The organism is Alkalimarinus coralli, from assembly GCF_023650515.1.
GTDB lineage: Bacteria > Pseudomonadota > Gammaproteobacteria > Pseudomonadales > Oleiphilaceae > Alkalimarinus > Alkalimarinus coralli.
Map to the genome: position 1 here is coordinate 1,768,510 of NZ_CP096016.1, position 25,314 is coordinate 1,793,823.

At 40.4% G+C, this 25,314-nt stretch carries 23 protein-coding genes and 1 pseudogene; 12 read left to right on the plus strand and 12 right to left on the minus strand.

Annotated features, from left to right (window positions below; all coding sequences use genetic code 11):
- Positions 1-45: 45 nt before the first annotated feature.
- Positions 46-954, minus strand: coding sequence for a M23 family metallopeptidase (locus MY523_RS07830; RefSeq protein WP_250658230.1), 909 nt, complete (start codon positions 952-954; stop codon positions 46-48).
- Between the two features lie 88 nt (positions 955-1,042).
- Positions 1,043-2,014: a GlxA family transcriptional regulator gene (locus MY523_RS07835; protein ID WP_250658231.1), complete on the minus strand. Its 972-nt coding sequence runs from the start codon at positions 2,012-2,014 to the stop codon at positions 1,043-1,045.
- A gap of 148 nt (positions 2,015-2,162) precedes the next feature.
- On the opposite strand from MY523_RS07835, the gene MY523_RS07840 reads away from it, so the two are divergent.
- Positions 2,163-4,025 (plus strand): acyl-CoA dehydrogenase, encoded by a 1,863-nt coding sequence (locus MY523_RS07840; RefSeq protein ID WP_250658232.1) that lies wholly within the window; start codon positions 2,163-2,165, stop codon positions 4,023-4,025.
- A gap of 60 nt (positions 4,026-4,085) precedes the next feature.
- Here the strand turns inward: MY523_RS07840 and MY523_RS07845 are convergent, their stop codons facing one another.
- From MY523_RS07845 to MY523_RS07855, 3 genes are read right to left on the minus strand one after another with little or no spacing between them, the layout of a single operon-like run.
- The gene (locus MY523_RS07845; protein WP_250658233.1) at positions 4,086-4,358 is read right to left on the minus strand and encodes a hypothetical protein; all 273 of its coding nucleotides are present in this window, start codon (positions 4,356-4,358) and stop codon (positions 4,086-4,088) included.
- 28 nt (positions 4,359-4,386) lie between these two features.
- Positions 4,387-4,839, minus strand: coding sequence for a phosphate-starvation-inducible PsiE family protein (locus MY523_RS07850; protein ID WP_250658792.1), 453 nt, complete (start codon positions 4,837-4,839; stop codon positions 4,387-4,389).
- Between the two features lie 55 nt (positions 4,840-4,894).
- The gene (locus MY523_RS07855) at positions 4,895-5,317 is read right to left on the minus strand and encodes an MAPEG family protein (RefSeq protein ID WP_250658234.1); all 423 of its coding nucleotides are present in this window, start codon (positions 5,315-5,317) and stop codon (positions 4,895-4,897) included.
- 315 nt (positions 5,318-5,632) lie between these two features.
- Between MY523_RS07855 and MY523_RS07860 the strand changes: the two genes are divergently transcribed.
- The 6 genes from MY523_RS07860 to MY523_RS07885 all read left to right on the plus strand — a co-directional run bounded on the left by MY523_RS07860 (position 5,633) and on the right by MY523_RS07885 (position 11,982).
- Positions 5,633-6,610 (plus strand): glycosyltransferase family 2 protein, encoded by a 978-nt coding sequence (locus MY523_RS07860; protein ID WP_250658235.1) that lies wholly within the window; start codon positions 5,633-5,635, stop codon positions 6,608-6,610.
- Between the two features lie 19 nt (positions 6,611-6,629).
- The gene (locus MY523_RS07865) at positions 6,630-8,162 is read left to right on the plus strand and encodes an oligosaccharide flippase family protein (RefSeq protein ID WP_250658236.1); all 1,533 of its coding nucleotides are present in this window, start codon (positions 6,630-6,632) and stop codon (positions 8,160-8,162) included.
- Between the two features lie 38 nt (positions 8,163-8,200).
- Positions 8,201-9,181: a glycosyltransferase family 2 protein gene (locus MY523_RS07870; protein ID WP_250658237.1), complete on the plus strand. Its 981-nt coding sequence runs from the start codon at positions 8,201-8,203 to the stop codon at positions 9,179-9,181.
- 404 nt (positions 9,182-9,585) lie between these two features.
- The gene (locus tag MY523_RS07875; RefSeq protein ID WP_250658238.1) at positions 9,586-10,011 is read left to right on the plus strand and encodes a hypothetical protein; all 426 of its coding nucleotides are present in this window, start codon (positions 9,586-9,588) and stop codon (positions 10,009-10,011) included.
- Between the two features lie 43 nt (positions 10,012-10,054).
- Positions 10,055-10,651: a PEP-CTERM sorting domain-containing protein gene (locus MY523_RS07880; protein ID WP_250658239.1), complete on the plus strand. Its 597-nt coding sequence runs from the start codon at positions 10,055-10,057 to the stop codon at positions 10,649-10,651.
- A gap of 314 nt (positions 10,652-10,965) precedes the next feature.
- Entirely contained in the window at positions 10,966-11,982 is a 1,017-nt protein-coding gene (locus tag MY523_RS07885; protein ID WP_250658240.1) for an ATP-grasp domain-containing protein, read from the plus strand.
- A 320-nt stretch (positions 11,983-12,302) separates the two neighbouring features.
- Here MY523_RS07885 and MY523_RS07890 read toward each other — a convergent pair whose 3' ends face one another.
- Positions 12,303-13,460, minus strand: a complete 1,158-nt coding sequence (locus MY523_RS07890) for a GNAT family N-acetyltransferase (RefSeq protein ID WP_250658241.1) — start codon at positions 13,458-13,460, stop codon at positions 12,303-12,305.
- Positions 13,461-13,501: 41 nt separating this feature from the next.
- On the opposite strand from MY523_RS07890, the pseudogene MY523_RS07895 reads away from it, so the two are divergent.
- The 5 genes and pseudogenes from MY523_RS07895 to MY523_RS07915 all read left to right on the plus strand — a co-directional run.
- Positions 13,502-13,699 (plus strand): annotated as a pseudogene (locus tag MY523_RS07895) (IS982 family transposase); the annotation flags it as partial.
- A gap of 509 nt (positions 13,700-14,208) precedes the next feature.
- Positions 14,209-14,907, plus strand: coding sequence for a hypothetical protein (locus tag MY523_RS07900; RefSeq protein WP_250658242.1), 699 nt, complete (start codon positions 14,209-14,211; stop codon positions 14,905-14,907).
- A 123-nt stretch (positions 14,908-15,030) separates the two neighbouring features.
- Positions 15,031-16,178 (plus strand): IS3 family transposase gene (locus MY523_RS07905; RefSeq protein ID WP_370301450.1). Its coding sequence is split into 2 segments (ribosomal slippage): positions 15,031-15,271 and positions 15,271-16,178, totalling 1,149 coding nucleotides; the frame shifts between segments, so codons are not numbered across the junction.
- 119 nt (positions 16,179-16,297) lie between these two features.
- Positions 16,298-17,665: an O-antigen ligase family protein gene (locus tag MY523_RS07910; protein ID WP_250658244.1), complete on the plus strand. Its 1,368-nt coding sequence runs from the start codon at positions 16,298-16,300 to the stop codon at positions 17,663-17,665.
- 135 nt (positions 17,666-17,800) lie between these two features.
- Entirely contained in the window at positions 17,801-18,895 is a 1,095-nt protein-coding gene (locus tag MY523_RS07915; RefSeq protein ID WP_250658245.1) for a hypothetical protein, read from the plus strand.
- Positions 18,896-19,065: 170 nt separating this feature from the next.
- Here MY523_RS07915 and MY523_RS07920 read toward each other — a convergent pair whose 3' ends face one another.
- Genes MY523_RS07920 through MY523_RS07945 form a run of 6 tightly spaced genes read right to left on the minus strand, consistent with a single transcriptional unit; the run spans position 19,066 to position 25,312 of the window.
- Positions 19,066-20,019 carry a glycosyltransferase family 2 protein gene (locus MY523_RS07920; protein WP_250658246.1) on the minus strand — a complete coding sequence of 318 codons (954 nt, stop codon included), beginning with the start codon at positions 20,017-20,019 and terminating at the stop codon, positions 19,066-19,068.
- A 40-nt stretch (positions 20,020-20,059) separates the two neighbouring features.
- On the minus strand, positions 20,060-21,043 hold the full coding sequence (locus MY523_RS07925) for a glycosyltransferase family 2 protein (RefSeq protein ID WP_250658247.1): 984 nt from the start codon (positions 21,041-21,043) through the stop codon (positions 20,060-20,062).
- A complete protein-coding gene (locus MY523_RS07930) occupies positions 21,040-21,417 on the minus strand; it encodes a GtrA family protein (RefSeq protein WP_250658248.1) in 378 nt (125 codons plus the stop codon). The genes MY523_RS07925 and MY523_RS07930 overlap by 4 nt, the downstream gene beginning before the upstream one ends.
- Complete coding sequence (locus MY523_RS07935) at positions 21,414-22,520, minus strand: glycosyltransferase (RefSeq protein ID WP_250658249.1); 1,107 nt, start codon at positions 22,518-22,520, stop codon at positions 21,414-21,416. Before MY523_RS07935 ends, MY523_RS07930 begins: the two co-directional genes overlap by 4 nt.
- Positions 22,507-23,670, minus strand: a complete 1,164-nt coding sequence (locus MY523_RS07940) for a glycosyltransferase family 4 protein (protein WP_250658250.1) — start codon at positions 23,668-23,670, stop codon at positions 22,507-22,509. The genes MY523_RS07935 and MY523_RS07940 overlap by 14 nt, the downstream gene beginning before the upstream one ends.
- A complete protein-coding gene (locus MY523_RS07945) occupies positions 23,660-25,312 on the minus strand; it encodes a glycosyltransferase family protein (protein WP_250658251.1) in 1,653 nt (550 codons plus the stop codon). The genes MY523_RS07940 and MY523_RS07945 overlap by 11 nt, the downstream gene beginning before the upstream one ends.
- Between the last annotated feature and the right edge of the window lie 2 nt (positions 25,313-25,314).

Genomic DNA, 25,314 nt, shown 5'->3' on the forward strand with positions numbered 1-25,314 from the left:
TACATCTATAGAGATTCGTGCTATGTTATGAGCCAACAGCGCGCTTTAATAGCGCCATATATACATATTCCTCTCTGGTTTATACGGCGTTCCGTCGTTAGAACGAAACTTAAATGGAATAGATTTTTGCTTCATCCCGATATTTTTTCTAATCACGAAGTGCAAATGAGGGCCACTTGAATAACCTGTGCTACCTGAGCGCGCAAGCGACTGACCGACCTCTACTCTATCCCCCGCCTTAACCATAAGGCCTCCAAGCAGAATGTGGACATAACTGGCAATTGTGCCATCATCATGCAGTACGGTAAGAAAGTTTGCTTTATCTAAAAAGTACTTACTACTCACGCTCCCCATGTGATAATCATCTTTTACCGACATCACAACCCCTGCCCTGGCCGCTTTAATAATCGTACCGACGGGCATTGCTATATCAACCGCATAATAGCTGGGTTCTTTCGAGTGAGAAAACCGTCCGCCAAATGCCTGTGTAATTCTAAAGCCTTTGCCTTTAGGTACTGGGGGTGTATAGATGTAAGATTCTGACTCCGCCTCCGGGTCACCCGCGACCCACCAGTATCTGTGTTTTGGTTTTGCCTGGTATTCACTGCCATAGGTAAAGAGAAGCTTGCTCGACTTAGCAGGCAACACCAACGTTTTGAAGCTGTTGGCAGACTCCCCATAAACGACCTTGAATTCGACCGGGCCATAGTAGGGGTTAAACGCAAACAGTTGCTGCTGCAGGCCCTCTCGTTTGGTGACAAGAGAAGGCCTCGCCCGCTTTCTAATATTTTTCTTGTACTCCGAACGCTCAAAACGCTCTGACGTGGGCTTTTTATCAGTAAAGTGCCAACGGCCTTTTGAGTCTTGATACTTATAAACAGTTTGTGCACTAGACGTTGTAATACAAAAAATTTGTAGCGCAAAGAGCGAGGCAATAATAGCGAGTACTCTCATTTAGATACCCCCCTCATACTGTTTTATTTTATAACGCACAGCTCCCCTCCTGAGAGTCTTTCAATCCCGATACTCTTTAGACACGTCTTTATGAAAAACGTGCTCGATACGCACTTGGCGATACCCCCGTATGCTTCTTAAACAACCTTATGAATGACGAAACGTCCTTATAGCCAACCTCGTGAGTGATCGATTCGACTGTCATATGCTCTCTCTTGAGCAGTTTTTTGGCGGCATCAACTCTTAAGCTCTGTAAATAGTGTATAAGGCTATCCCCTGTCGCTTGCTTAAAACGTCTTATCAAGGTGCGCTCCGTCATTGCCATTTTTCCAGCGAGAGAGGCGACTGAAATATCTTGTCGATAGTTTTGGTCGAGCCAATCTTGCAAACTAAGGATTGCACTATCCTGGTGATAACGCCTTCCCGGAATACTACTGTAAGTCGATCCGCTTGTTTTGGTAATATCGATGACATTTGACCTTGCACTTGCAATGGCAACATCATATCCGCAGTAACGCTCTATCAGGAATAGAGCCATGTCTAACCAGGCCATTCCTCCACCTGAACAGAAATAGGGACCGTCAGAGGTTATTAACTGATCGGCCTGCAAGTTAACTTTCGGATAACGTGCTCTAAATTCATCAATAAAGCCCCAGTGTGTCGTTGCAAGCCTATTATCCAAAAGACCTGTTTCAGCCAGTAAAAATGCGCCGGTACAATTGCTCGCTATATCTGCTCCCAACTCAGCCTGCTTTATAATCCAAGGCATTAATTCACCATTGCGCTCAAGTGTCTGTTGGATGTCACCGGCAATCGTGGGTATCAATATTAAGTCAGTGTGTTCAATATCAAACAATGCCCTATGTGCTTTTATTTCGATATTATTGGCACACTTAACGGGGGTTCCTTTCAGTGTTGCCACCTCAACCGTAAACTGCGATTCCAATGCCTGGCCATGTATATAGTTCCATGTAACACCTGCGGTACTTAACAGGTCTGCAGCCCCTGTAATTGCAGATGCAAAAGCATAATCAAATCCTAAAACAGTGACATGACGCATATAGGTTCCCGATTACTATATCGATATTGGCGTGATCAGCACACATTATGTCATACAGGACAGTTATATCGAGATAATTTCTATGAGATAGTGAACTTATTGATTTGTCTTCATCTTTCTTGTCTTTCAACATGCTTAAAGGCTTCCCATGTCAAACACCCTGTTAAGTGCTCGCGATGTTCAGTTTCAATTATATGAAGTGCTCAATACTGCTTCGCTCCCCAACAGAGCGCATTTTTCAGAGCATAACCAGGAAACCTTTGATGCGGCTATTGGTACCGCCGCAAAAATAGCAGAGAATCTATTCGCGACACACAACGCAAAGCTGGATCGCCAAGAGCCGGAGTTTGATGGCAAAAATGTCACTATTATCCCGGAAGTGAAAGAAGCCTTTGACGCATTAGCGCAGGCGGGTTTTATCGCCGGGAGGCAAGCATACGCGCTAGGCGGAATGCAGTTACCCGAGGTGATCATGTCTGTTTGCATGGGATACTTTACCAGCGCAAACCCTTCGACCTCAGGCTACGCATTTTTAACGGCAGCAGCGGCAAATCTAATAGACAAGTTTGCAAGTGATACCTTAAAAAAGCAGTTTTTAAGCCCCACGCTTGAAGGTCGGTTTAGTGGCACGATGGCACTGACCGAACCCCATGCAGGTTCTTCCCTTGCAGATATACGCACGTCTGCAAAACAAACAGATCGAGGGCACTACTTGATCAAGGGCGACAAGATGTTTATCTCGGGCGGAGATCACGAGCTCACAGAAAACATCGTGCATTTGGTATTAGCGAAAATAGAAGGGGCTCCTGTGGGTGTTAAAGGTATTTCACTGTTTTTGGTGCCTAAGTTTGTTTTGAACGAAGAGGGGCAACCGCAGCACCGTAACGATGTTGCACTAACCGGCCTTATTCATAAACTGGGATATCGTGGTACGACGTCAACGGCTTTGTCGTTTGGCGAGAATGGCTCTTGCGTGGGTTACTTGATTGGCGAAAAGCATCAAGGGCTGCGCTACATGTTCCAAATGATGAATGAAGCTCGCGTAGGCGTTGCAATGGGCGCGTCCATGATTGGTTACCGTGGTTACCTGTATTCACTTGAGTACGCACGAGAACGCATACAGGGGCGGCACACTACAGACGCCCCCACTTCTGCGCCAGTTCCAATTATTGATCACGCCGATGTCCGCCGTATGTTACTGGCGCAAAAGTCTTATGTAGAAGGCGGTCTTTCTCTTTGCTTATTTGGCGCCTCCCTACTAGACGATATCAATACCTTGGAAGATAAAAGCGGTGTTGCTGAGACGCAGATATTGCTGGATTTGTTAACGCCGGTTATTAAATCCTGGTGCTCCGAGTATGGGACAAAAGCAAATGACCTGGCTATACAGGTATTGGGCGGAGCGGGTTATACAAGGGAGTACCCTGTTGAGCAATTTTGGCGTGACAACCGCCTTAACCCGATTCATGAAGGTACTAACGGAATCCAGGCACTTGACCTGCTGGGACGTAAAGTATGGCAACATAAGGGCTCAGGCTTGCAACTTTTGGGCAAACGAATTCAAGCCGATATTGAACATGCTCTGTCTGTTAATCAGACTCAAACGGCGGCGAGCAACGAAACTAACGGCGACGATAACCGCCTATCAGAATGGGCCAACGAACTGAAATCAGCGCTCTCCCTTGTTCAAAAAGTCACTGTTCAGCTGGGCGGGGATCTTGCCGATAAGCGCGTTAATGAAACCCTGGCGAACGCAACCTGCTATATGAATGTGGTTGGTAAAGTCGTCGTCGCATGGATGTGGTTAAGACAAGCGAATGCCGCCAGAGAAGGCTTGATAAAGCAAGGTGCTCTTAAGCAACTTAATAGTGAAGAAAGTGACTTTTATTTGGGCAAACTACACGCCGCTCAGTACTTTTTTAACTGGGAACTTCCCAGCATTCAGCAAGACTTGTCACTGCTTTCACGCAGAGACGACACCTGTATGGCCATGAAAAGCGAATGGTTTTAGGTCTTATCCAGAGAGGAGGAGTTAACGGCTAACAATAAGCATTAGGATGAGATATTGGCGCTAGAGCAAAGCTTTAACGCGGTCACTCAAGCACCACTGCTCCCCTGCGGATTTAAGCGCTTTGCTTTTGTGGCATATATTTGAAACTCGCGAACGACGGATACCCGTGCTCGCAGAAATGGCGTCTAGGTTGCTAATAGCATTTTCAGATTGCGCTTTGAAGAAGCTAACTACTGCGGCTTCATCCATCTTGAATTTTATCCAGTTAAACAATCCAATATGGGCAATAAGCGCGACAATAACAACAATACAGACGACAACGGTTTCACTCATATTGACACCTTTACATATGCAACCTTACTCATTGAGCTTTTTCAGCGTTTTTTACTTGCACCAACCAATATGAGACACCCAGCGCTATCGTGACCAAAGATAGCCCCACTATCTGCTCGGCTGTCACATCTTTGAGGTCTAACACGATGACTTTTCGGGCTACTGCCATCAGCGCTGTCGCAATAACCAGTTGAACGGGAATGATATTAGTCCCGAGATAAAGCCTTATGTTGGTGAATATTTCAATCGCAATCAACACAGCCATAAACGCCGCAAACGTCTCGAGAATATCGCCTACATCCAGCAAAAAATAGGGAGGCGTATGCATTTTCTGGTACAGCACATACACAACATCTGCGATACTCCAAAGTATCACCAGCACCATTAATACGGCCAGAAATTTAACCGCTACCCTAATCGCCCGGTGCAAAAACCGAATCAACGGGTCGGAGTGTTCTTCTGGTATCTCTTCATGTCTCATATTCACAGTTAACCATATTTTGTTTTTTGAAAGCGGCGAGTGATATGTATAGCTTTTAAGTTAAGTTGACCAACTGCACGACAGTGTTTATCAGCATAATAAGCAATATAAGCAGAGACAAAGCGAACACACGCATCCTGTATGGAACATAGTTCGAGTGTGTATGGATATATGAGTGAATATAACGCAAAGCGACGTAGCTCCACGCTAAAACAACCCCTAACATATCAACCGTACTTGTTAATACCGCAATAATACAGAGTACGTAAAAGAGTATGGGGGTTTCAAATTGATTGGCGATATTATTTGATACTTTAATGACATCCTCAGTCCAGGCCTGATTGTTAAGCGCTGTCACCTTTAGATCAACCGCCTTGCTTTTAACTGCTTGTGCTTTCCTGATAACCAGTGGAATATATAACAACACAACAAGCAAAACATGCGCGAGTACTGGGTATAGAATATCAATTTTACTCATATAGAGCTTCCTGCAATGAATGGTTATGATTTTTCTTGATACAATACATCGCTACTAAGAGGTTATAGACTCTGATTTAGCTTATGACGTAGCCGTATAGGCATATATTAGCGACTTTCTAATACTCTATATCACTCATCAGTAGTTGGGTACAATAAAATATGTCGATATTTGGCTGAAGATCGCATTTTAACAGGCACTGTTTAATATCCCGATAAACATTTTTCTCTTCCATTAATAAAAAGTTTAAAACGCCACTTAAACTATAAAATAGCTGTGATATCATCACGTCTCTTTTAATAGGGGCAAAAGGACGTGTGCGAACTATCAATTATTATCCCCACATATAACGCAGCCAGTTATATAGAAGAAACATTACGTTCGATTTTCTCTCAGGATTATCATAATTTCGAAATCATAATCGTTGATGATGGCTCAAAAGATCAAACTCATCAGATGATTAAAGCGATGAATGATTCTCGCATTCGATATGTCTATCAGACTAACAGCGGCGGCCCTGCAAGACCTAGAAATGTAGGCATACGCATGGCGCGCGGCAAATATATATCAATATTTGACTCTGATGATCTCATGCTAGCTGGAAAACTATCCAGTACCGTGCAAGCGCTGATCAATAACCCTGGTGCAGCACTGGCGCTAACAAACTACCAAATGATTACAGAAACTGGCGAAATATCTCGCGACAATGTTCTGGCTGACTACCACACCCTCCAATCTCTACCCAAAAAAAGCTCGAACCAGGGCTATCACCTAATAGATAAAACTGACGCGTACCGGGGACTTGTTCAATCAAACTTCATCGCGACATCAAGTGTGATTTTGAACAAAAAGCACCTAAGTCTTAATGATCTGTTTGATGAACAATTGAAAAATGCAGATGACAAAGAGATGTGGTTAAAGCTTGCATATGACCACGACATTGTATTCGTAGATAAGATATTGCATCAGTACAGGCTAAGAAGTGGCAGTATTACCTTCAGAGGCTATGAGAAAAGGGTTGATGGAATCATATCTGTAATAGATAAACAGTTCTCGCGCAAACTGGAACCTTCCTTAATTGATTTATTGAATCAACAAAAAGCACTTCATTTCTACAATGCAGGATACTCCTGCTACGAGCAAGATAATAGGCCGCTAGCGCGCTATTACTTTTACAAATCAATAAGGCTAAATAAAAGTATCAAAACATTTAAAATGCTCATCGCAACAACGATACCATCAACATTGCTATCGATAATTAAACGTTTAAAAACACGAATTCAAACTAACTAAATAAAATTCAGTAGTTACTATGTCCACAGGAAAAGCACTCTTAAAAGGATCGATTACTCGCGTATCTCAAACACTAATTTCAATTGGTGTCGGCTTCTTTATGATGCCTTTTCTGGTAACCAACCTAGGTGATGACTGGTATGGTGTATGGGCGATTGTGGGGAGCCTGGTTGCCACATATCACTTGCTGGACTTCGGTTTTGCTACGGCCGTTACCCGCAACGTTAGCCATGCGCTTGCAAAAAATGACAGCCACATGGCAAACGTTGTTATCAATACTTCTCTTGCTATCTACGCATTCATTGCATTTATAGCACTTTGTATCACATTTACAATCTATAACTTCGCAGATGTTTTTACCGACGACCCTGCAAGGAAAGAAGTATTTTCACTATTAATATTGCTTGCAGGTGTGTCGATTTCTCTTGAACTCCCCTTTAACTCATTTGCCGGGATCGCTGGTGCCAAGCTAAAGTTCCATCAAGTGGCTTACGTAAGAACATTTACAAACGTACTTGGCGCTATCCTCAATATCACCGTAATTAAAATGGGCTATGGAATAATAGCGATAGCCGTTGTCTCATTTATTGTCGCTAGAATATCGAACATCCTATATTACGTTATCTGCAAACGGGCTTTTCCCGATATAAAATTTTCCACAATATTCGTAGAAAAAGCGAAGGCTAAAGAACTTTTTGACTATAGTATCTGGTCATTCTGTATTTCTGTCGCCTACAACCTACGAAACAAAGTGGACGTATTTGTGATTGGCGCGTATCTGTCAGCTGCCGTTGTTACTCATTACTATATTGCAGTTCGCCTAGTGGAGTACCTGGTAACGTTTCTATATCAAGCGACCAATATGTTCGTTCCCGTGTTCACCAAATATATCGCAAACAACGAAAAGGACAAATTGGAAGAAAATTTACTTCTCGCCATAAAAATTAACACTGTATTTGGTATCACCGCTGCCTTTGCACTGATTTTTATTAGCCAAGAGTTCATAACTCTTTGGATGGGAGAAGAGTACACTGACGCTATTATTGCGCTGCAAATTTTGTTGGCGGCAAAGATAATCGGTTTTATAAACAACCCCATGAACTCAGTTCTATACGCAACATCTAAGCACAAGTGGGTGGCGATACTTGACTCTACAGAGGTTGCGATAAACCTTATTCTAAGTATTTTATTGGTGACAGAGTTTGGGATGAACGGTGTTGCGTTGGCCACATTGATCCCCATTATATTGTTTAGAACCTATGGGCTGCCAGCAGTGATGTGCAACTCAATTGGTATTTCAAAAAGCGGCTTTTTTATCGCGCTATACAAAGGCGTTACCATAGCCACGATAATTAACATCCTCGTATTGATGCCAATATATTTTATTAAGAGCGCCATTCCAGAATGGGCGGCACTTATCATTATTATTCCGTTTAGCGGTATTAGCTTCGTAGCCTGTATGAGTCTTGTATTTAACTCCAAGGAAAAGGAAAAGTTTGTAAGTGCTGCGCCTGAAAAGCTAAAGCGCCCAATCCAAACCATTTTAAGATAAAAATCAAACTAGATATTTGATCAAGAGGAGAGTTTGCTTTGCGTAAAAAGGAATTGCCATTAGTGTCCGTAATAATTCCAGCATATAATGCTGAAGATTTCATTACAGAAGCGTTAGACTCAATTATAAATCAAACTTACACTCATTTAGAAATAATTGTGGTTGATGATGGGTCTACTGATGGCACCAAAGATATAATCCTAGGCTATGGAGACAAAGTTCATTATATCTATCAAAAGAATAGTGGTAGCTGCTCCTCCCCTAGAAATAATGGGTTGAGGTTTTCAACAGCAGATTACATTGTTTTTTTTGATGCAGATGACGTCATGCTACCAAACCAAATTCAAACCCTGCTGTCCGTTTTATTGGATAATAAAGACTTAGGAATGGTCGTAAGCGACTATCAAGATTTCGGAGAGGGGGCAAGCAATCATTCACACTACGAAAGCTGCAAATTGCTTTTGGCTAAGTTTAAAAACAACAACATTAAAAAAAATCAATATATTATAATGTCGCCGAATGAATCCACCTTACACCTTTTAAATGAGAGTTTTGTAAGCGCATGCTCACAAATTTATAAAAGAGAAGCTGTCGAGTCCGTTGGTGGATATGATGAAGACCTTAAGGCGGGAGAAGACTTCTATCTTAACTATAGCATTTCAAACAAGTATAATATCGGGGTTATCAATAAGATAGGCTTCAAAAGGAGACTCCATGAAAATAATATGACGAAGTCCCCTACTCGAATGTTAGAAAATGCCATTAAATTTAAACACAAACTGTTAACCCAAGAAAAACGAAAAGATAATATATTACTAATAAACACTAGCATACTACGAAATTATCTATCTCTAAGTTATAATTTTAGTGGCATAGGTGACGTTAAAAAAGCATTGAAATATAACGTATTGAGCTTAAACTACTGGAAACACTTTAAACTCACGACCATTAAGTTATTCTTCAAAAATAATATCAAGATACTAATGATCGCCGCAGGATTAAAAACACCTTCTAAGTAAACTAGTCGATCACGCTCTCTATAACCTAATCTCATGTGCTACCCTCTCGTTTTAAATCGACGCTGAAGTAGATACAATGAAACTGTTAACGGAGGCCTAGCTCCGTTAGCTACATGGGACAAGATTGAAAGTTTGCTGCACTGCTCTACAGCTGCATATTCCGCCGAACATGAACATAGATTCTGGTCGATCATGGACACCTGATTGCTCGCGTACAGGGTTCTTGGTCTTTATAGTGTGCGTATTCTGGTGATTCTGACCATCGGCTCTGGTCTATTCCAGTCACTTAATTTTCCCTACGTGTTTTAAGTTTTTTTGCCAAATAGAGACAATTTACGTATCAGCATTTAAATTATTGACTACAATTAGAACTCTAAATATTCATCAATAAAAGGAATTATAATATGTCTATCCCCGTTACTTCACTTCTTATAATAGCGTCTACAAATACTCTTAAATACTCGAACTCAAATCAGTTTAGCGGTTTTACAATACCGCAGTTAGCCGCTGGAGAGGTGAGGCTCGCTTCTAGTGAGCTTGGAGGAACGACTGTAGTTCAGCTTTCAGCAAATGGCTCTAAAAATTTGGAAGACATTACTCCTAAGGATATTAGCATTAATGTAGAGCCGCCGAATGAAGGTGATGCCTGGTTACCATCCTCTTTTTACGTGCTAGCAAAAGGGGATGTTGGCGATTACCAATTAGTCTGTTCTATCCCTCAATGGCCTGTTCAAATGTGGTTTAGCGCGGATCCAAATGACCATCGTTACCCTAATGCGTATAGTGAGCTGAATCTTTCCCAAGTAATAGACGCTTGTAACAATATATAGAAATAGCGCTTGAAATTGGATATCGAACAAGGAAGACCAGGTTATGAATAAAATTATTTTTGCGCTGATATTGTTGGCTCCCTCTCTAAGCCACTCACATATTATTGCTTTAGAGAGCAATGGTAATTATGTATCCTTCGGTAGCAATGGAAGTCCATCAGGCCAAACTGCTGGGCATATGAAAATGCGAGTTGATAGCAAAAAACCGTTAGAGATATTCGACCTTGTATTGAATATTGATAATGTAAATTACTATTTGGATAAGGCCTCCGGGATTTCATATCAGCATGAAATAGAACCACCTGGTGGGTTTACTACGTTAAACGCAAGCGGGCTGTTTCTCAGTTCGCTTGGTGATACGGCAATTCAGTGGGGGCTTCACCTTGAGTTTCCGAGAGGGTTGTTCTCTTATATGGAGGCAGACTTTTCCGTTGAAAACTTCTTTTCAATTGAGCTTAAAGATAAAGCGTATATGGGAACTCCGTTCTATTACAAAGTTCCAGAGCCAAGCACATTGGCACTGCTGTGCTTAGGTTTTTTGGGGCTTTCTATTCGAAGACGCTATAGCCAAAAAGAGAAAAGTAGAGGCAGAGCTCGACTTGTGGATCGATTTAAGTATAGTCGCTCAAGGTTGGGCTAAGCATTAGTCATTCTAGATATCTTCCTTATTAGGCTGTGCTCCTTTGGGTTTTCCGCACACAGGAGATGACAAGACTTGTGCTTAAAGCTTGTATTATTATACATACTTTACACTGCAGCCATGATTTGTCGATGAGAACTAGTGACATTGTCTGCATTAGCCTGTGCATTGATTTACATTATCCTTGTACGCTAACTTATTTGTTAGAAGTTCAGTATGTTTAGCCAGATTGGTAGCATACCTGTTCTTAAGCTTGTTTTTTATTCAGGAGCGTTAGTGATTGACTATGCAGTCGGTCACGGATCGATTTATATATGAAAAGTACATTGGTTATACTAAAAAATTCTGCGGGCGGTTTCCCCCAGTTGTTGGACGAAGTGGAGTCAATTTTAACAGAATCGTTTTATAAATCATTGGATTCTAGCAAAATCAATGTTGTCGAAGCTCTATATGCGGAATATCAAAGTATTGTCGCCCCCTTGATCACTGCCAATAACAACCCTGTATATATATTTTATTGTAGCTCTCAATACCCAAGTTATTACAATTATATCTATGACACAATGACCGACGCTGCAAGCAGGGGGGCAATATTAATCCCCTCGTTAGAACTGTTAAGGTGTCATGAAAATAAGCTATTCCAAGAGTTGCACAAAGACAGGTTAGGCATAGCAACTCCTAAGTCTTGGTTGCTTGGAAGTGTCGAGGATATAGAGTATTTGATAAACAATGGCCTACAATTCCCAGTTATCGCAAAACTGCCCCATGGTTTTGGTAGTAGCACTGTATCAAAAGTCGATAATATAGATGAATTAAAAAAATATGCTAACGAACACCTGGTACCGACCATAAAACCTCGTAAAAATATATTCAAATACAAAGAAGCGATAAAGAAATATACTGATAAATACCCAATGCGGACAGGTAGTATTGTGTTGCAAGAGTTTATTCCTGCACAGACTCATGACTGGAAAGTGTTAGTGATTGGCAATAAAGTGTTTTCTTTAAAACGATACACAAGAAAAAATGACTTTAGAGCGTCAGGTAGTGGAAATTTTTCTGGTGACGAAACTCCGCCTATTGAATTGGTTGATTTTGCGTATGGTATAAAAAAGAAACTCAATGCTCCCTGGGTATCATTGGATATAATTGAGTCTAACAATGGATACCTTGTTATAGAATACCAATCTATACATTTTGGGCCTTATACAGTTACTGCAAGCAAGAAGCACTTTCTGCTTATTGACGGAGCTTGGGAGCTGGTCTATAAGCCCGTGTGTTTCGAAAAAGAGCTAGCTCTAGTATTAAACCAGATTGTTCAAAGTAATTAGATATCAAGGTAGGGAGCCTTATATGTGAGTGCGCGAAGAGCTGCTGCATACTTTGGCACAAAGTGGGCACCTATTTCTGATCGATAGTGAACACTAAACCTAGCGCCATTGTTCTGGTCAAATGGAAACAGACACTTTAACGAGAGACAATAAACGTCAGCCAGTAAGGTGTAACGTGGTCAAAAACGAACATATAATCAATACCTCAAAGAGTTTAAGGAGGATGCTATTCGCACGTTCATAGTGGAACGTAATTATGCGTACTTTAAGATTATGTGCATATTCCGACGAACGTGAACATGGATTCCCCCCTGCCCTCGCTAATTTTGCTTTCGTCTTTGACAAAGATCTTTTCTCAATTTGCCTCTCTTTGTAACAGCCCTAACAAAAACAAGTGCGTTTCTTAAAAGGTCGTTAATTCTGTATAGGCAACGTAATTTAACTGACCTAACAACCTGTAACGAATATAACTCTGTTGAGTCGGTAGCCAACCGAGCTTTATAGTTTGAGTTTTTCCCATGCCCAGCCAAAAAATCGAAAACACCAATGTTTGGATTTTCAAAAGCAGCTTCTATCATATAACCAAAGTGGAGCATGCCTATCGCTATTTTTTTATGGAAGCGGTCATTAAAGCCAGAGTTTATATTGTATACTCGGCCTCCTAAAACGTAATTAAACATAACTGACTCACAAACTCCATTGACTTTTAATACTGAAAGCTCCACCCCTAAGGTGCCAGGTTTGCTGCTGTTAATAATTTCTTGATGAAAAGATAACGTATTGGGTGAAAATGTATCACCCCAGCGTTTTTGGTGAAATACATTCATTAGATTAAAAAACTCAAATATTCTATCTGGGTAATAGTTTTCGATCTTTAACTCACCGAGTGTATTTAGAAGTTTACGCCTATTAAACAGTTTAAGGCGAGTATTAGAGCCCAAGTTTTTTTTATAGTATTCAAAAGGTGTATTAGTATTAATACTGTAAGCCGTATCGGTATGAATAACCCGCGTTAACCAATAATTGTTTTTTGCCCATCTATTAATCGCAATATCTGTTAAGTCACCTTTCACAATATCTCTAGCTACAAACTCATCCCATTGAATGCTTTCAAGCGCATCAAAACCTAAGTTGACTGCATGCTCAAAGCCATGTTTAGTCATAAAAGCCAAATATTCAGTTCGGGGCGTTGAAATATTTTGGTAATTAGTCCCTATAAACTGTAACCGTTTGATAGGAAATATAGTTTTTAAGTTAAACGAGTCAATATATAGCGGTAACCTGCAAACAGTTTCTTCACCGGCATTAACCTGCGTGTCTATGAGATCAAAACTTTCACCCCACCTTGACCACCAAGCATTTTGCCAAGTATTACTGTTAAACAGAGGATCAGCAGACAGCCCTAAAATATAACTCTCAAAATGAGTACCACTACCAGTTATTTGAGATGATATAGTCACCTGTAACTTGCTGTTCATTAATAAGTCTCTAAAATATGGCTGTCATTCTGTTAGAACAATATCGAAAGGCTAGAAAACGAATTGAAACGTTGTTCTCGCAGCTATGTGATCAGTTTATGATACGCCGGTATTATGCGAAGTCATTTACTGGATTTGCAACGAGAATACTATCAAAACTGACTGCACTCACCATGATACAGTGGATTAACAAGCGTAGCGGTCGAAACACTAACAATTTTAAAATCGTGGTGGCCTAAATGCACCACGGGTTATCTTTACCATTTATACGTATTTTAGCTTTATAGAAGCAACAACATAGTAAGCTAGCACGGCGGTTTGAAACCAAGTAGCACATTAACCTCTCAGAATTACACAACAACTCATAAAACTCTACCATTGTTTACCCATGGTGCATTTAGGAAATGACCACCTTTAAGTTATTTAACTTGCTCCCTTGTCGCTGGTAGAACCACTGAACCAGCGCCAAGGAAGCCATTTTTATAACAACTCTACGAGAAATACCCGTAAAAGATTTTGCATAATTTCGCCGTATGGTTCGCCCCAATTTGCTTACATACGCTCTTAGTGGACTCATATCTCCTTAGCAATTCATCCAATTTTTCCTCATGTTACCCCCTGCATTCAAATAAAATGGCTATTAATTAATTAACAGCGATAAAAAAATGAACTAGTATTTGACAATGAGATCTTTTTACGACACGAGCTAAATAATAGATATTGTTCAATATATGGATAAGGACATACCATGAAATTAATAAAATTGCTATTAAGCGTTTGTACTCTAATTGCATCTTGTCATGTCAACGCCCTAATTATTGACTACTCTGCCATTGGTACAGTGACCACGCTAGACGGGGCGTGGGAGTTAGTAGGATTATCAGAAGGAGATAGGGTAACGGCCTCTTGGTCATTCGATACAAGTTTAGTACAGAGCTACGAAATATTAAGTACGGCTCCTTCTTCCACTAGTGGACGACAAGCTGTCACAAGTTTTAGGACGAACGGTGGTATAAGTAGTTTTTCACTAACGACTGAGTCGAGCACAATTAAAAACGGAGCCAGCTTCAGTAACGAACTGATTATAGGCGAAAACGGAGCTCCTCCTACCGACACAAGAAGCATAAACGACAGCCTTTTAAGAATTGGAGATGATGGATCCGAAGATGCATTTTATTTATTAAATTTAGCCGGAGAGTGCTGCGGAAAAAGCATACTGTTAGATGATTTAACTACTAACGATGACCCTGTGTCTTATTTCATGTCTGGTTTTAGCTTTGGAGGTTATGGTTCCTTCCGTTATATGAGTATCGATATGAGCTGGACAGCAACATATGAACACATATCGGCTTCTGTTCGCCATGCAACCGTTCCAACCCCTTCACCATTAATATTGCTATGCATAGGATTCCTGATTATGAGAGTGACCTTTAGAAAACTAAAATAACCTCAACTGAACCCTCTCAAATTATTTATCAAGCGAGTTCAGTTGACCACAGACAAGAGATGAATCGACCAGTCTTCTCTAGACACTTAATTGCTTTATAATTATGTGTACTAAGGAGAAACCATGTCCCAGAGATTTACCGAAGAGTTCAAGATACAAGCAGTTAAACAAGTTACCGAGCACGGCTATTCAGTCGCCAGTGTTTCTGAAAGACTTAGCATAACTAGCAGTTCGCTATACAACTGGATAAAAGTTCATGGCCCAGATAGCGTAGAACACAAAAAATCCCTCGACCATGAAAACAAAATTAAGCAGTTAGAAAAAGAGCTTAAACGCGTAACCATGGAACGCGACATTCTAAAGGAAGCAACCGTATTTTTCGCGGGAGAGTCAAAGAAAAATACGCGTTCGTAAAAACAAGGCTCAACAATTACCCGGCGAAACTGATGTGCGAGACGCTGTCGATTCAGCGAAGTGGTTTTTATGCGTGGCTTAATCAACCTAAGTCAAAGCGCCAGATTGAAGACGAAAGGCTGACTGGCCTAATCAAGCACGCTTGGCTGGAGAGTGGTTGTGTTTATGGGTACCGGAAGGTGACAAGCGACCTTCGCGACCTAGGAGAGAAGTGCTGTAAGCATCGAGTCGCTCGCTTAATGAAGCAAGAAGGCATCAGGGCACAGGTGGGCTACAGAAAACACAAAGGCCACTACGGTGGAAAGCCAGCAATAGTGGCAAGTAACATATTGGATCGTAAGTTTTCTGTGGCAACACCAAACCAAGCCTGGGTTACTGATATCACTTACATCAGAACGCATGAAGGTTGGCTTTACCTTGCCGTCGTACTGGATTTATATTCTCGTGCCGTAGTTGGTTGGTCGATGAGTTCTAGGATGGAGTCTGAACTGGTTACTCAAGCTCTGCTCGCCGCAGTATGGCGCAGAAAGCCGCAACAACAAGTGTTAATCCATTCTGACCAAGGTAGTCAATTTACAGGCTATGAATGGAGTGACTTCCTAACTGCTCATAATCTCAAGGCCAGCATGAGTAGGCGAGGAAATTGTCATGATAATGCCGTGGCTGAGAGCTTCTTTCAGCTTCTCAAGCGTGAACGAGTAAAGAGGAAAATCTACCCAACAAGGGAGCATGCACGAGCAGATATTTTTGATTACATCGAAATGTTTTATAACTCTAGACGTAAGCATGGAGAAGCTAATAGTATGCCTCCACTAGCTTATGAAAAGTTAGAAGAATTCAAACAGAAAAGTGTTTAGTTAAAGCTGGTCGATTCAAGATGAGAGAGTCACCTTGAATTTGCTGTTCATTAATAAGTCTCTAAAATGCGCCTACTAACATGCTAGAATCGGTTTATATTTACTGACACGAGAATTTAATGCACTCTATACAATCAACGAAATTAGCTAAACTCGACTTGTTTTCAAAAAATAATATATTCGTCTATTTGACTTCTCTGTATATTATAGTTTGGTACCTTCAGATTGGTACAAGAAGCTCATTTCTAGGAGCTATTAGATTCGAGTTTATTCTAGGGGCATTTCTAGCCTTATCTGCATTATTTAAACAACTTCAGAGCAGTACAGCAACAACATCACTTACAAAGTGTGTATATTTATTTTTATTCTTGATGATAATACAAGTCCCTCTTTCTGCTAGCATCGAGCATTCATACAACATCTTCATCGATCGCGCGTTTAAATATTCTTTATTAGCTGTTTTTATTGCTACGTTCATTAGATCTCCATCCGCCCTTAAACTATTTATTACCGCATTTCTATTTGCCTGCTTAAGACTGGGCTATGAGGGGTTTTTAGGCTGGTACACAGGCGGTTTAGTTTGGCAAAACCAGGGGATAATGAGACTGCATGGATCAGTACCAATGCTGGGCCACCCGAATTCTTTTTCTGGTTTTGGTGTCGGCCTACTCCCATTCATATATTACCTTTTTCCACAAGTTAATAAGCCATACAAGTTGCTTCTCGGCTTACTTTTGATATTTTCAATTGTCATAATTGTATTTACTGGATCGAGAACAGGTTATGTTGCTTCAGTTGGGTTCGTTGCTTATGCCGTTTATACTTCCAAATATCGTACAAAGGCTGCCGTAAGCTTTACATTATTATTGATTATATCTATTCCCTTCATTCCCGAGCAATACCTCGAACGTTTTGAGTCAATTTATGCAGGAAAAGAGCATGAGGGCAATTCAAAAAAAACCCGAATGACGATATTGGAAGATGCGTTAGAAATTTCACTACGTCATCCATTTGGTGTTGGTGTTGGTGCTTTCCCTATTGTTCGCGAGCAGTATTTTGACCGAAAACAAGATACCCATAACTTATATTTCGAGATATTAACAAACCTTGGAGTACAAGGCTTAGTTGTATTTATAGTTTTGATAATTCAAATGTTTAAGACAATAAAGCGTAATCAATTGTCCCTACAAAAAAACTACGCCGTCTTGTCTAGAATTCCACCTGACAAGATAGTGTTTGAAACTACAACCGTAGACAAACTAATAAATCATATTGAGTTTTCCGTAGCTTTAGGGAAGGCAGTTAGCGCCTTTATTATTGTTCGATTATTTTTGGGAATATTTGGCATGGATTTATATGAGATATACTGGTGGTTGGCAATAGGACTAATTTTAGCCATCAAGTCCATCTCAGAGTCTATTAACCTTGTAGTCACATATTTGTTAAGAGTTGAACTCTTAACCCATAAAGAAAATGTAGCCATGTAAACATTTGTAATAATATGAACTAGGTGTATATATTCAAACAAGCAACCTGTAATTATACTGGTAGAATGAATATAACCCTTATTTAGCCTATAATGTAAGCATTGTAGCGTGTAATTTTTTTAAAAGGAAAATATTATGAAGTACAATATGTTTCACAATTTCTACTTCTGTATGCTTTTCTCTAGCTTATCTATAGCTAGCCCCACGATAAATAAAGTAACACTTAGTTCTGAGGGGGGCGATACTTTTATTGAGGTAAGAGGTAGCGGGTTCGGCAATGGACCAAATGTCATTTTGTTTGATACATTTTCAAATGGAAAAGTTGGAGATAAAGTTCCTTTCACAAGCCCAGAAATAGGTACTTGGGATAGCTATGGTTATTATGGAGGGATACCTAAATATGCAGCAATAACAGGCTCTAACCACGGCTTTCTAATGAATGACTTTGAGTCTGGTAGAAGGAAAATTGCTCAACTAGAGGCAATATTTGGAGATAACACTGAAATATTTGTCAGCTACGATGTTTTTCTACCTGATGGCCGCACCTTTCCTGGGGCCTCTACAGAAAACACATTCCCTTCAGTTAGCTCTTGGAAGTTTGCCTGGCTAATCGATGGTGACGGCATATCTAACGACGGTATATACGATATGGTCGTGCCTACTCACGTAGGGGGAGGAGGATTCTTGGTCGGCGGGAATGAGTTCACTATTGGCTGGATAGGAAGTAGCTGGTTTTCACATGATACGGTAAACAGAATTTCATTTTGGAAGAAGGCTAATAAGTCCGACCCGGCCAACAAAAGTGGAGAATATTTCTTTAGAGGGATGAGTGAAGAGAAAAAACCGTATAGGACTTATAAAGACGATAAACCTATTTTCCAACCCGGTTTAGCGTCAAACTCGTTTGATAGAATACGCTTTCATGGCTGGTCAGGTAACGGTGATCACAGTAACTCAAATGCCATCTACGACAATATATACATAGCAGTAGGAGAAAATTCACAGGCAAGAATCGAACTTGGTAAATCTGATCGGTACCAAGATAACAATATGCTAACTATATACCCCCCGGTCGTCTGGGAAGACGGTTATGTAAAGGCAAAATTATATTCTCAAAATGACACGCTAAACCAATTTCTGTTCATTACAGATTCTACAGGCGTAACTGTACCAGTTGGCGTAAAACTATGCTCAAAATGCCCAGAAGCCCCAACCTTAGGTATTGAGTAGTACAAAACAGCGAGAAGACTCTATATTCTAATAGAGCATTGAGTTTTGAGGAATTCTTAAAGTGTGACTACTAGTCTAAAATTTAGGATTATGGGTCGAATAAAGTTCAGACTAGTAGCCCTTTTCCATCGAAGATGTGTAACGGTATGCTGATAAATATAGCTAATGCACTATCCCTTACGCTCTCTTTTTATGTATTCTTTAGACGTTAATGCAGAAAGTAAGGACAGAGCCCTAGAAACATAATATATATAAAAAGTAAATGAATTTACTAATACAACCTTGGGTCCAAAAGTAGAAAATTTCACCGTAGATGACAGCAAGCAAATTAAAACAATAAGAATTAGTGAAATAGGCACTATTGTTGATAATTTGTAGTTGAATACTAAGCACAATAGAAGGACAACATGGGTCGCTAAAAACACTAAAGTAAGGAGAGCAACTTTTGATGAAAATAGAGTGCTTAGGTTAGTCCAATCTCCACGTCCATGCCAAACTTCCCTTTCAGCAAATTTTACCAGACTAGCGGGTGAGCCATTATGAATAACAGAAAGCTCGGGAAATGCGACTATCTGAGCGCCAAACTGCCTTGCATTCATGCAAAAAGTAAAATCTTCACCTGTTTCCATTTCCACAGGGAATCCTCCTACAGCTTTAAACAACTTTTTTGAAGTTAGAAGGTGGCATGAGCCGATATATTTAGGATTATCATATTTGGATTTTGGGTCAAACCAATACTTCATCAACAGAGATGAATCATTAGGGATTTTAGGTAGCGAACCACACACTCTATTGGGGCTTTCTATAATCCCCTCAACGACTTTGCCTATATTAGCAGACCACTGTGCTGTAAAGGTTACGTCTGCATCGATAAAGAACAGCACCTTCCCTTTGGAGTGTTCAACCCCTATATTCCTAAGAGCAGCTATAGTTGGAGCCTCCTTGCCGTTAATAACGGTAGCACCAGAAGAAGTTGCCAACCTTGCTGTTTTATCAACTGAGCCATGATCAACAACAATAATTTCATATGTATACTCATCAGGCATACAATTTTGAAGCGAGTGTATAGTTTTTGAAATATATTTCTCTTCATTATAAGCTGGGATAACGACAGATATATCCATAAGCCATTCCTTTTAAATAATATACAAGATAGTAATTTACTTAAATCTGTTCCGGTTGTCGCCTAGCAACCTTATCCAAAATATATCGTGGCCTTTTTTTAGTTTCCATATACGTTTTAGCAACATACTCACCCAGAACACCAATACTTAACAACTGTATTCCACCCAGAAAATACATAGGAAGTACAGATGATGCCCAACCAGGAATGGCGCTATCAGTGAACAAACGAACCCAAAGTACCCAGGTTGAAAAACCAACACTAAATAAAAATATTAATAGCCCTAAAAGAGCAATAAAACGAAGCGGTAACGCAGAAAATGAGGTGACGCCGTCGGCCGCTAAGGCTAGCATCTTTTTAAGTGGGTATTTTGACTCACCGGCAAAACGTTCTGCTCTATCGTACTCAACAGACGTAGACGGAAAACCTATAGCGGGCACCATTCCGCGCAAAAATAAATTCACTTCTTCATGCTGCTTTAATGCTTCAATAGCTCGACGGCTCATTAACCTGAAGTCAGCGTGATTAAATACAACATCTACACCTAGTTTTTGAATAACTCGGTAGTATCCTTCAGCGGTTATCCGCTTAAAGGGCGTGTCTAGCTCCCTTGCTTTGCGAACGCCGTATACTACGTCGTACCCTGCATGATACTGCTCCATCATTTCTTTCATGACAGTAATATCGTCTTGAAGGTCTGCATCTACACTGATTAAAACATCACCTTCGGCTGTTTCCAATCCAGCTAATAGCGCGTTTTGGTGTCCTTTATTTCGTGATAATTTAATACCATTGATATATTTGTTGTTAACTGTTGCTTCTGTGATCAACTCCCAGGTTTTATCTGAGCTGCCATCATCAACAAACCAGACACCACTTCCATCATCGATAAGGCCTGTCTCTTGCATATCATCAAGCAAAAGAGACATTTGCTTGATAGTTTCAGGCAGTACCTCTTCTTCGTTGTAACAAGGTATGACGATCGCAAGGGCTGCGTTCTTTCTTAACCTTTCTTCTTGTGTCATTTCAATTGACCTGTATTGTATGTCCAGTATTTATGTATAAAGAAGTTCCAAAATAGCACTGCTATTGTCGCCGATACTTGTGACACGATGTAATGGATGTTCTGCATTTCAACCATTATGTGCATGATGGCGGTATTTAATAACAGCCCACAACTCGCGACTAGTGCAAACTTAATAGTGGCGACCCCATGCTTGGCGTTGCTCTCAAACGTAAAGTAGTAATTCATTAGGTAGTTAAAAACAGCGCTTACCATAAAAGAAATGGCTGAGAGTAACACGACACTCGCACTTGTAAGCTCTACCAATAGTATAAGCAACACATATTGTATAGCGGTGGCAACACCGCCAACACCGACAAATTTGAAAAATTTCATAAAGAAGCCCCCTTTTTAACAGGGCCAAACTGGCTTTGATAAAAAGAGTCATGGTTTACTAAGCATTGATGCCACCCGTAATCTCTTTCAACCGCTTGTCTCGCATTTTTTGCTAACGCTACTCTCAACGTATTGTCTTCGATAAGTCTTATTAATGCTTCTGCAAGCCCTTGTTCGTCATCGGGGGGGACTAATAACCCCGTTTCTCCATCCCTCACCAATTCGGGGTTACCACCTACGTCGGTAACCACGGCAGTCACACCTTTAAACATATACTCAAGTATGGCATTACTAAGACCTTCAGAGTCTGAACAGATCACTCCAACCTGGAGTTTTTCAAGATAATTTACAACGTTGTCTATACGTCCTGTAAAGGAACATTGATCTGTTATGCCATTTATTTTTGCCTGCGACTTAAGTTCGTCTATGAGATGGCCATCGCCAATAATATGCCATTGAATGCTCGGGAAACGTTTAGAAACAATGGCTGCAGCACCTATAAATAAATCGATTCTTTTGACGTGCCGAGTCATATTGCCTACGATCCCTATATGCAACGTATCCTCACTATGCTCGATATATGTTAGTTTTTCTGTATCAATACCATTACGAATGATTTTTATTTTATCTTCGTCTACTGCATACAATGATGAAAAATGTGTTTTTATAATATCTGCATTACAGATATAGCCGGTCATTAACGAGTAAATTTTTTTCAGAACAAAACCTTGGATCGAGGTGTGCCAAAAACCCATATCACGAAACGATGCTACCCGTACAGGCACGTTTGCGAGTCTAGCCGCCAAACCTCCAAAGATAGTTGAGTCTTGAAAGAATGTTTGAACAATTCTAATGTTTTCACCCTTAAGTAACGACACCAACTTTACTAAAGACGAAACACCTCCTGCCGACACCAGGCTTGGCACGCTCCAATTTAAATAATGGCAATCTTTTGGTACAAGGCCAGGATCCGAGTCTCTAATGGTTAACAAGTACGGCGTATACTTGTCTCTATCGAGCCTTTCGATTAGTCCTATCAGCTGTAGCTCTGTCCCGCCTCGGACTAAGCTATCGATACAATACAATACTTTAACAGGCTGCATATTCTTTATCGCTTAACAACTCTGAATATATTTGGATATAGTCTTTGCACATAGCTGAACTAGAGTAGTTTTCTTCTAATTTGATAAATGCATTATTAGCTATTACCCTGGCCTTATTTTTGTTTTCGCATACTTGTGTAATAGCAGATGTAAGTGCCGGTTCGTCCTCAGGCTCAATCAACAATCCCGTTTCATTATTTTTTATTAGCTTAGGGATATCGCCAACCGGTGTTGTTATAACCGGAGTTTTAGCTGCACAGGCCTCCAATAAAGCCATAGGCATACCTTCATCAAGAGAAGGAAGTGCAAATACATCTGCTATTTCTAGCAAGTGATCCATATCTGATCGAAACCCTAGTAACGACACGACATCACTAACATTAAGTTTTTGTATCAGCGTTTCTAGCTCTTGTTTTAACCCGCCCTCTCCTACAATTAAAATACGCACTTGTTTACCCTGAGCTTTTAATGATGCAGCTGACTCTATCAGCGTCCATTGTGCTTTTTGTCTCGTTAGGCGCCCTGCATTTAAAACGCAGTGAGTTGTTTTATTGATTCCTAACTCTGCCTTGAGTGTTTCCTTTTGATGATCTGATAGCGCGTTAGTAGGTATTTCAACACCATTTTTGATAACAGCCGTTTTTCTTTCTTTGACTTTATGGGTAAGCAAAATTTCTTGGATAGGCTTCGAAACCGCTATAACTTTAGGAAAAAGACGATAGAGTCTTTTTTCTATCCAGGTCATCACCCTCATTTTTAAGGGTCCTTTTGATGACTCAAACCACAAGTGGCAAGTAGCCATAATCGGTATTAAGGTCAACAAATAAATAATAGATCCGTAAACTGAAGGCTTATAACCATGAGAGTGAATAAGATCGATTTTCTCTTTTTTGATTAATCGAGCTGCGCGCGGAATATCTCTAAAGAATAATGCATTAGCGATCGGGACTTTAATGGCTTCTATATTTAGTTGCTGCGCAGCATCAAAAAGGTCGTTTTGGTCACTTTCTTTACCAACAATACAACCGATAACTGATTCGTAATGCTCATTGTTTTTCATCTGCTGAGATAAGTTAAGCATGACTTGCTCTGCACCGTAAACCCCTGCACTATCAACAAAATGCAAAATTCTTTTCTTGCTATTGGGCATTGAAACTTTTCCTTTTATACACCTGATATCTCAACCCTTTGCTGCCTCCACCAGGCCCCACCACTGAAGCAACTTCTTTAAACTCATATTCAAGAACACGTTTTACTTCTTGAATTTCAGGAAACATGAACCCTTCAAGAAATATTACGTAATCCATATCATCAAGGCTCAATATACCCTTAAACTCATCTAAAGGGGCCACATAGTAACCATAATATTCATAACCTTTAGATTGAAACTCAAGCATACTATATAGCTTTAGCGTAGCTCGTTCTTCCCAATTTCGAATATGCCTATAAGTAAATTTTTCACTTGCCAAAGTGTTGTTTATTTTTCGTTCTATCCCCTTTCGCATATTGTTGATTGCTTGCGTATTTTTAGGTAGGTTGAGTGCTTCGTAGCCATAAATATAAATAGCAGACTCTGAATCAACATTGGTTTCAATCCATTCACTTAATTCATTATATTTTACTTGTTTCAAGTCATATGCTTGTTTAATTGTCTGAAACGAAACAATTGACAGTGCAATAACTGATACACCCACTATGATGGCACGGCTTTTTACGGTAGTAAAAACACTCACTGCAGCCATATAGATTAATGGAAGCGCCGGCAGCATCCAGTATGCTCTTAGCTGCCGTATGCTCAGGAACAAAATTACCCAAAAGGTCGCCAAGAATACGATACTAGTAATTGCCTTATACTCAGGATTATTTCGATTCTTCCACGCAGGAACCATTGCACCTATCAATAGTGGAAGCGCTAGCCAACCCGTCCCATTGAATACAACGGCAACCTGATCTCCCCACTCTATCCAGGGCGAGGCGTCATCTTTTACATTTAACGCACGTAACTTTGCGTATAAAAGCGGGTCAAATATTGCCGAACCAGAAGCTACTAGAAATGCTACGAACGATATAAGCCCAAATTGAAAGCACCGTTTAAAGGCAGTTTTAAACCCTAAAACTCGCCACATATCGAATAAGATAAAAACAACAAATAATGCACAGTGAAGTTTATACCCTGTCGATAAACCCATTAATAAAGCGGAACACCATAACGTTGTTTGTATATTGCCGAATTTGGATTTGTAATATAGATATAGGCCAGCTGAAGCAAATAAGGCCGCTCCGGTGTCAGGCCTAGAAACAACATTGCACCACAGCGTATTATAGCTCATTAAATAAAGGGAGGCGGCCAACGCGGCAAACCACTGACCATTTTGCTTTGTGGCGAAAACAATTTGTGCAGTTTTGAAAACAAATAGCACTGTAAGCATGTCAAATAGCAACATGAGATACCTGTACCCTGTTACGTAAGGGTAAGGGTTTTGATTGAAGTCAGCATAGGCTTCCGCCACGATATTTAAATTTAAGGCAGAAGCATTACCTGAGAGAAGTTGGCTAGTTATATAAACGGTCATTGAAGACAGTCCACTGAACCAACTTTCAATATACATTCTTTGCGGAGGTGCTTGACCAAACCAGACCAAAAAACCTCCGGAAAACATGTTGGCGTCATCCATCATTATGTAGGGTGCCCCCACATCAATAACGAATAATTTTAGCGCCACAGACAGAAGCACAAAAAATGAAAACAATCCTTGTGGGCTTGTAAGAAATGAACGAATATTTTGATTCATAA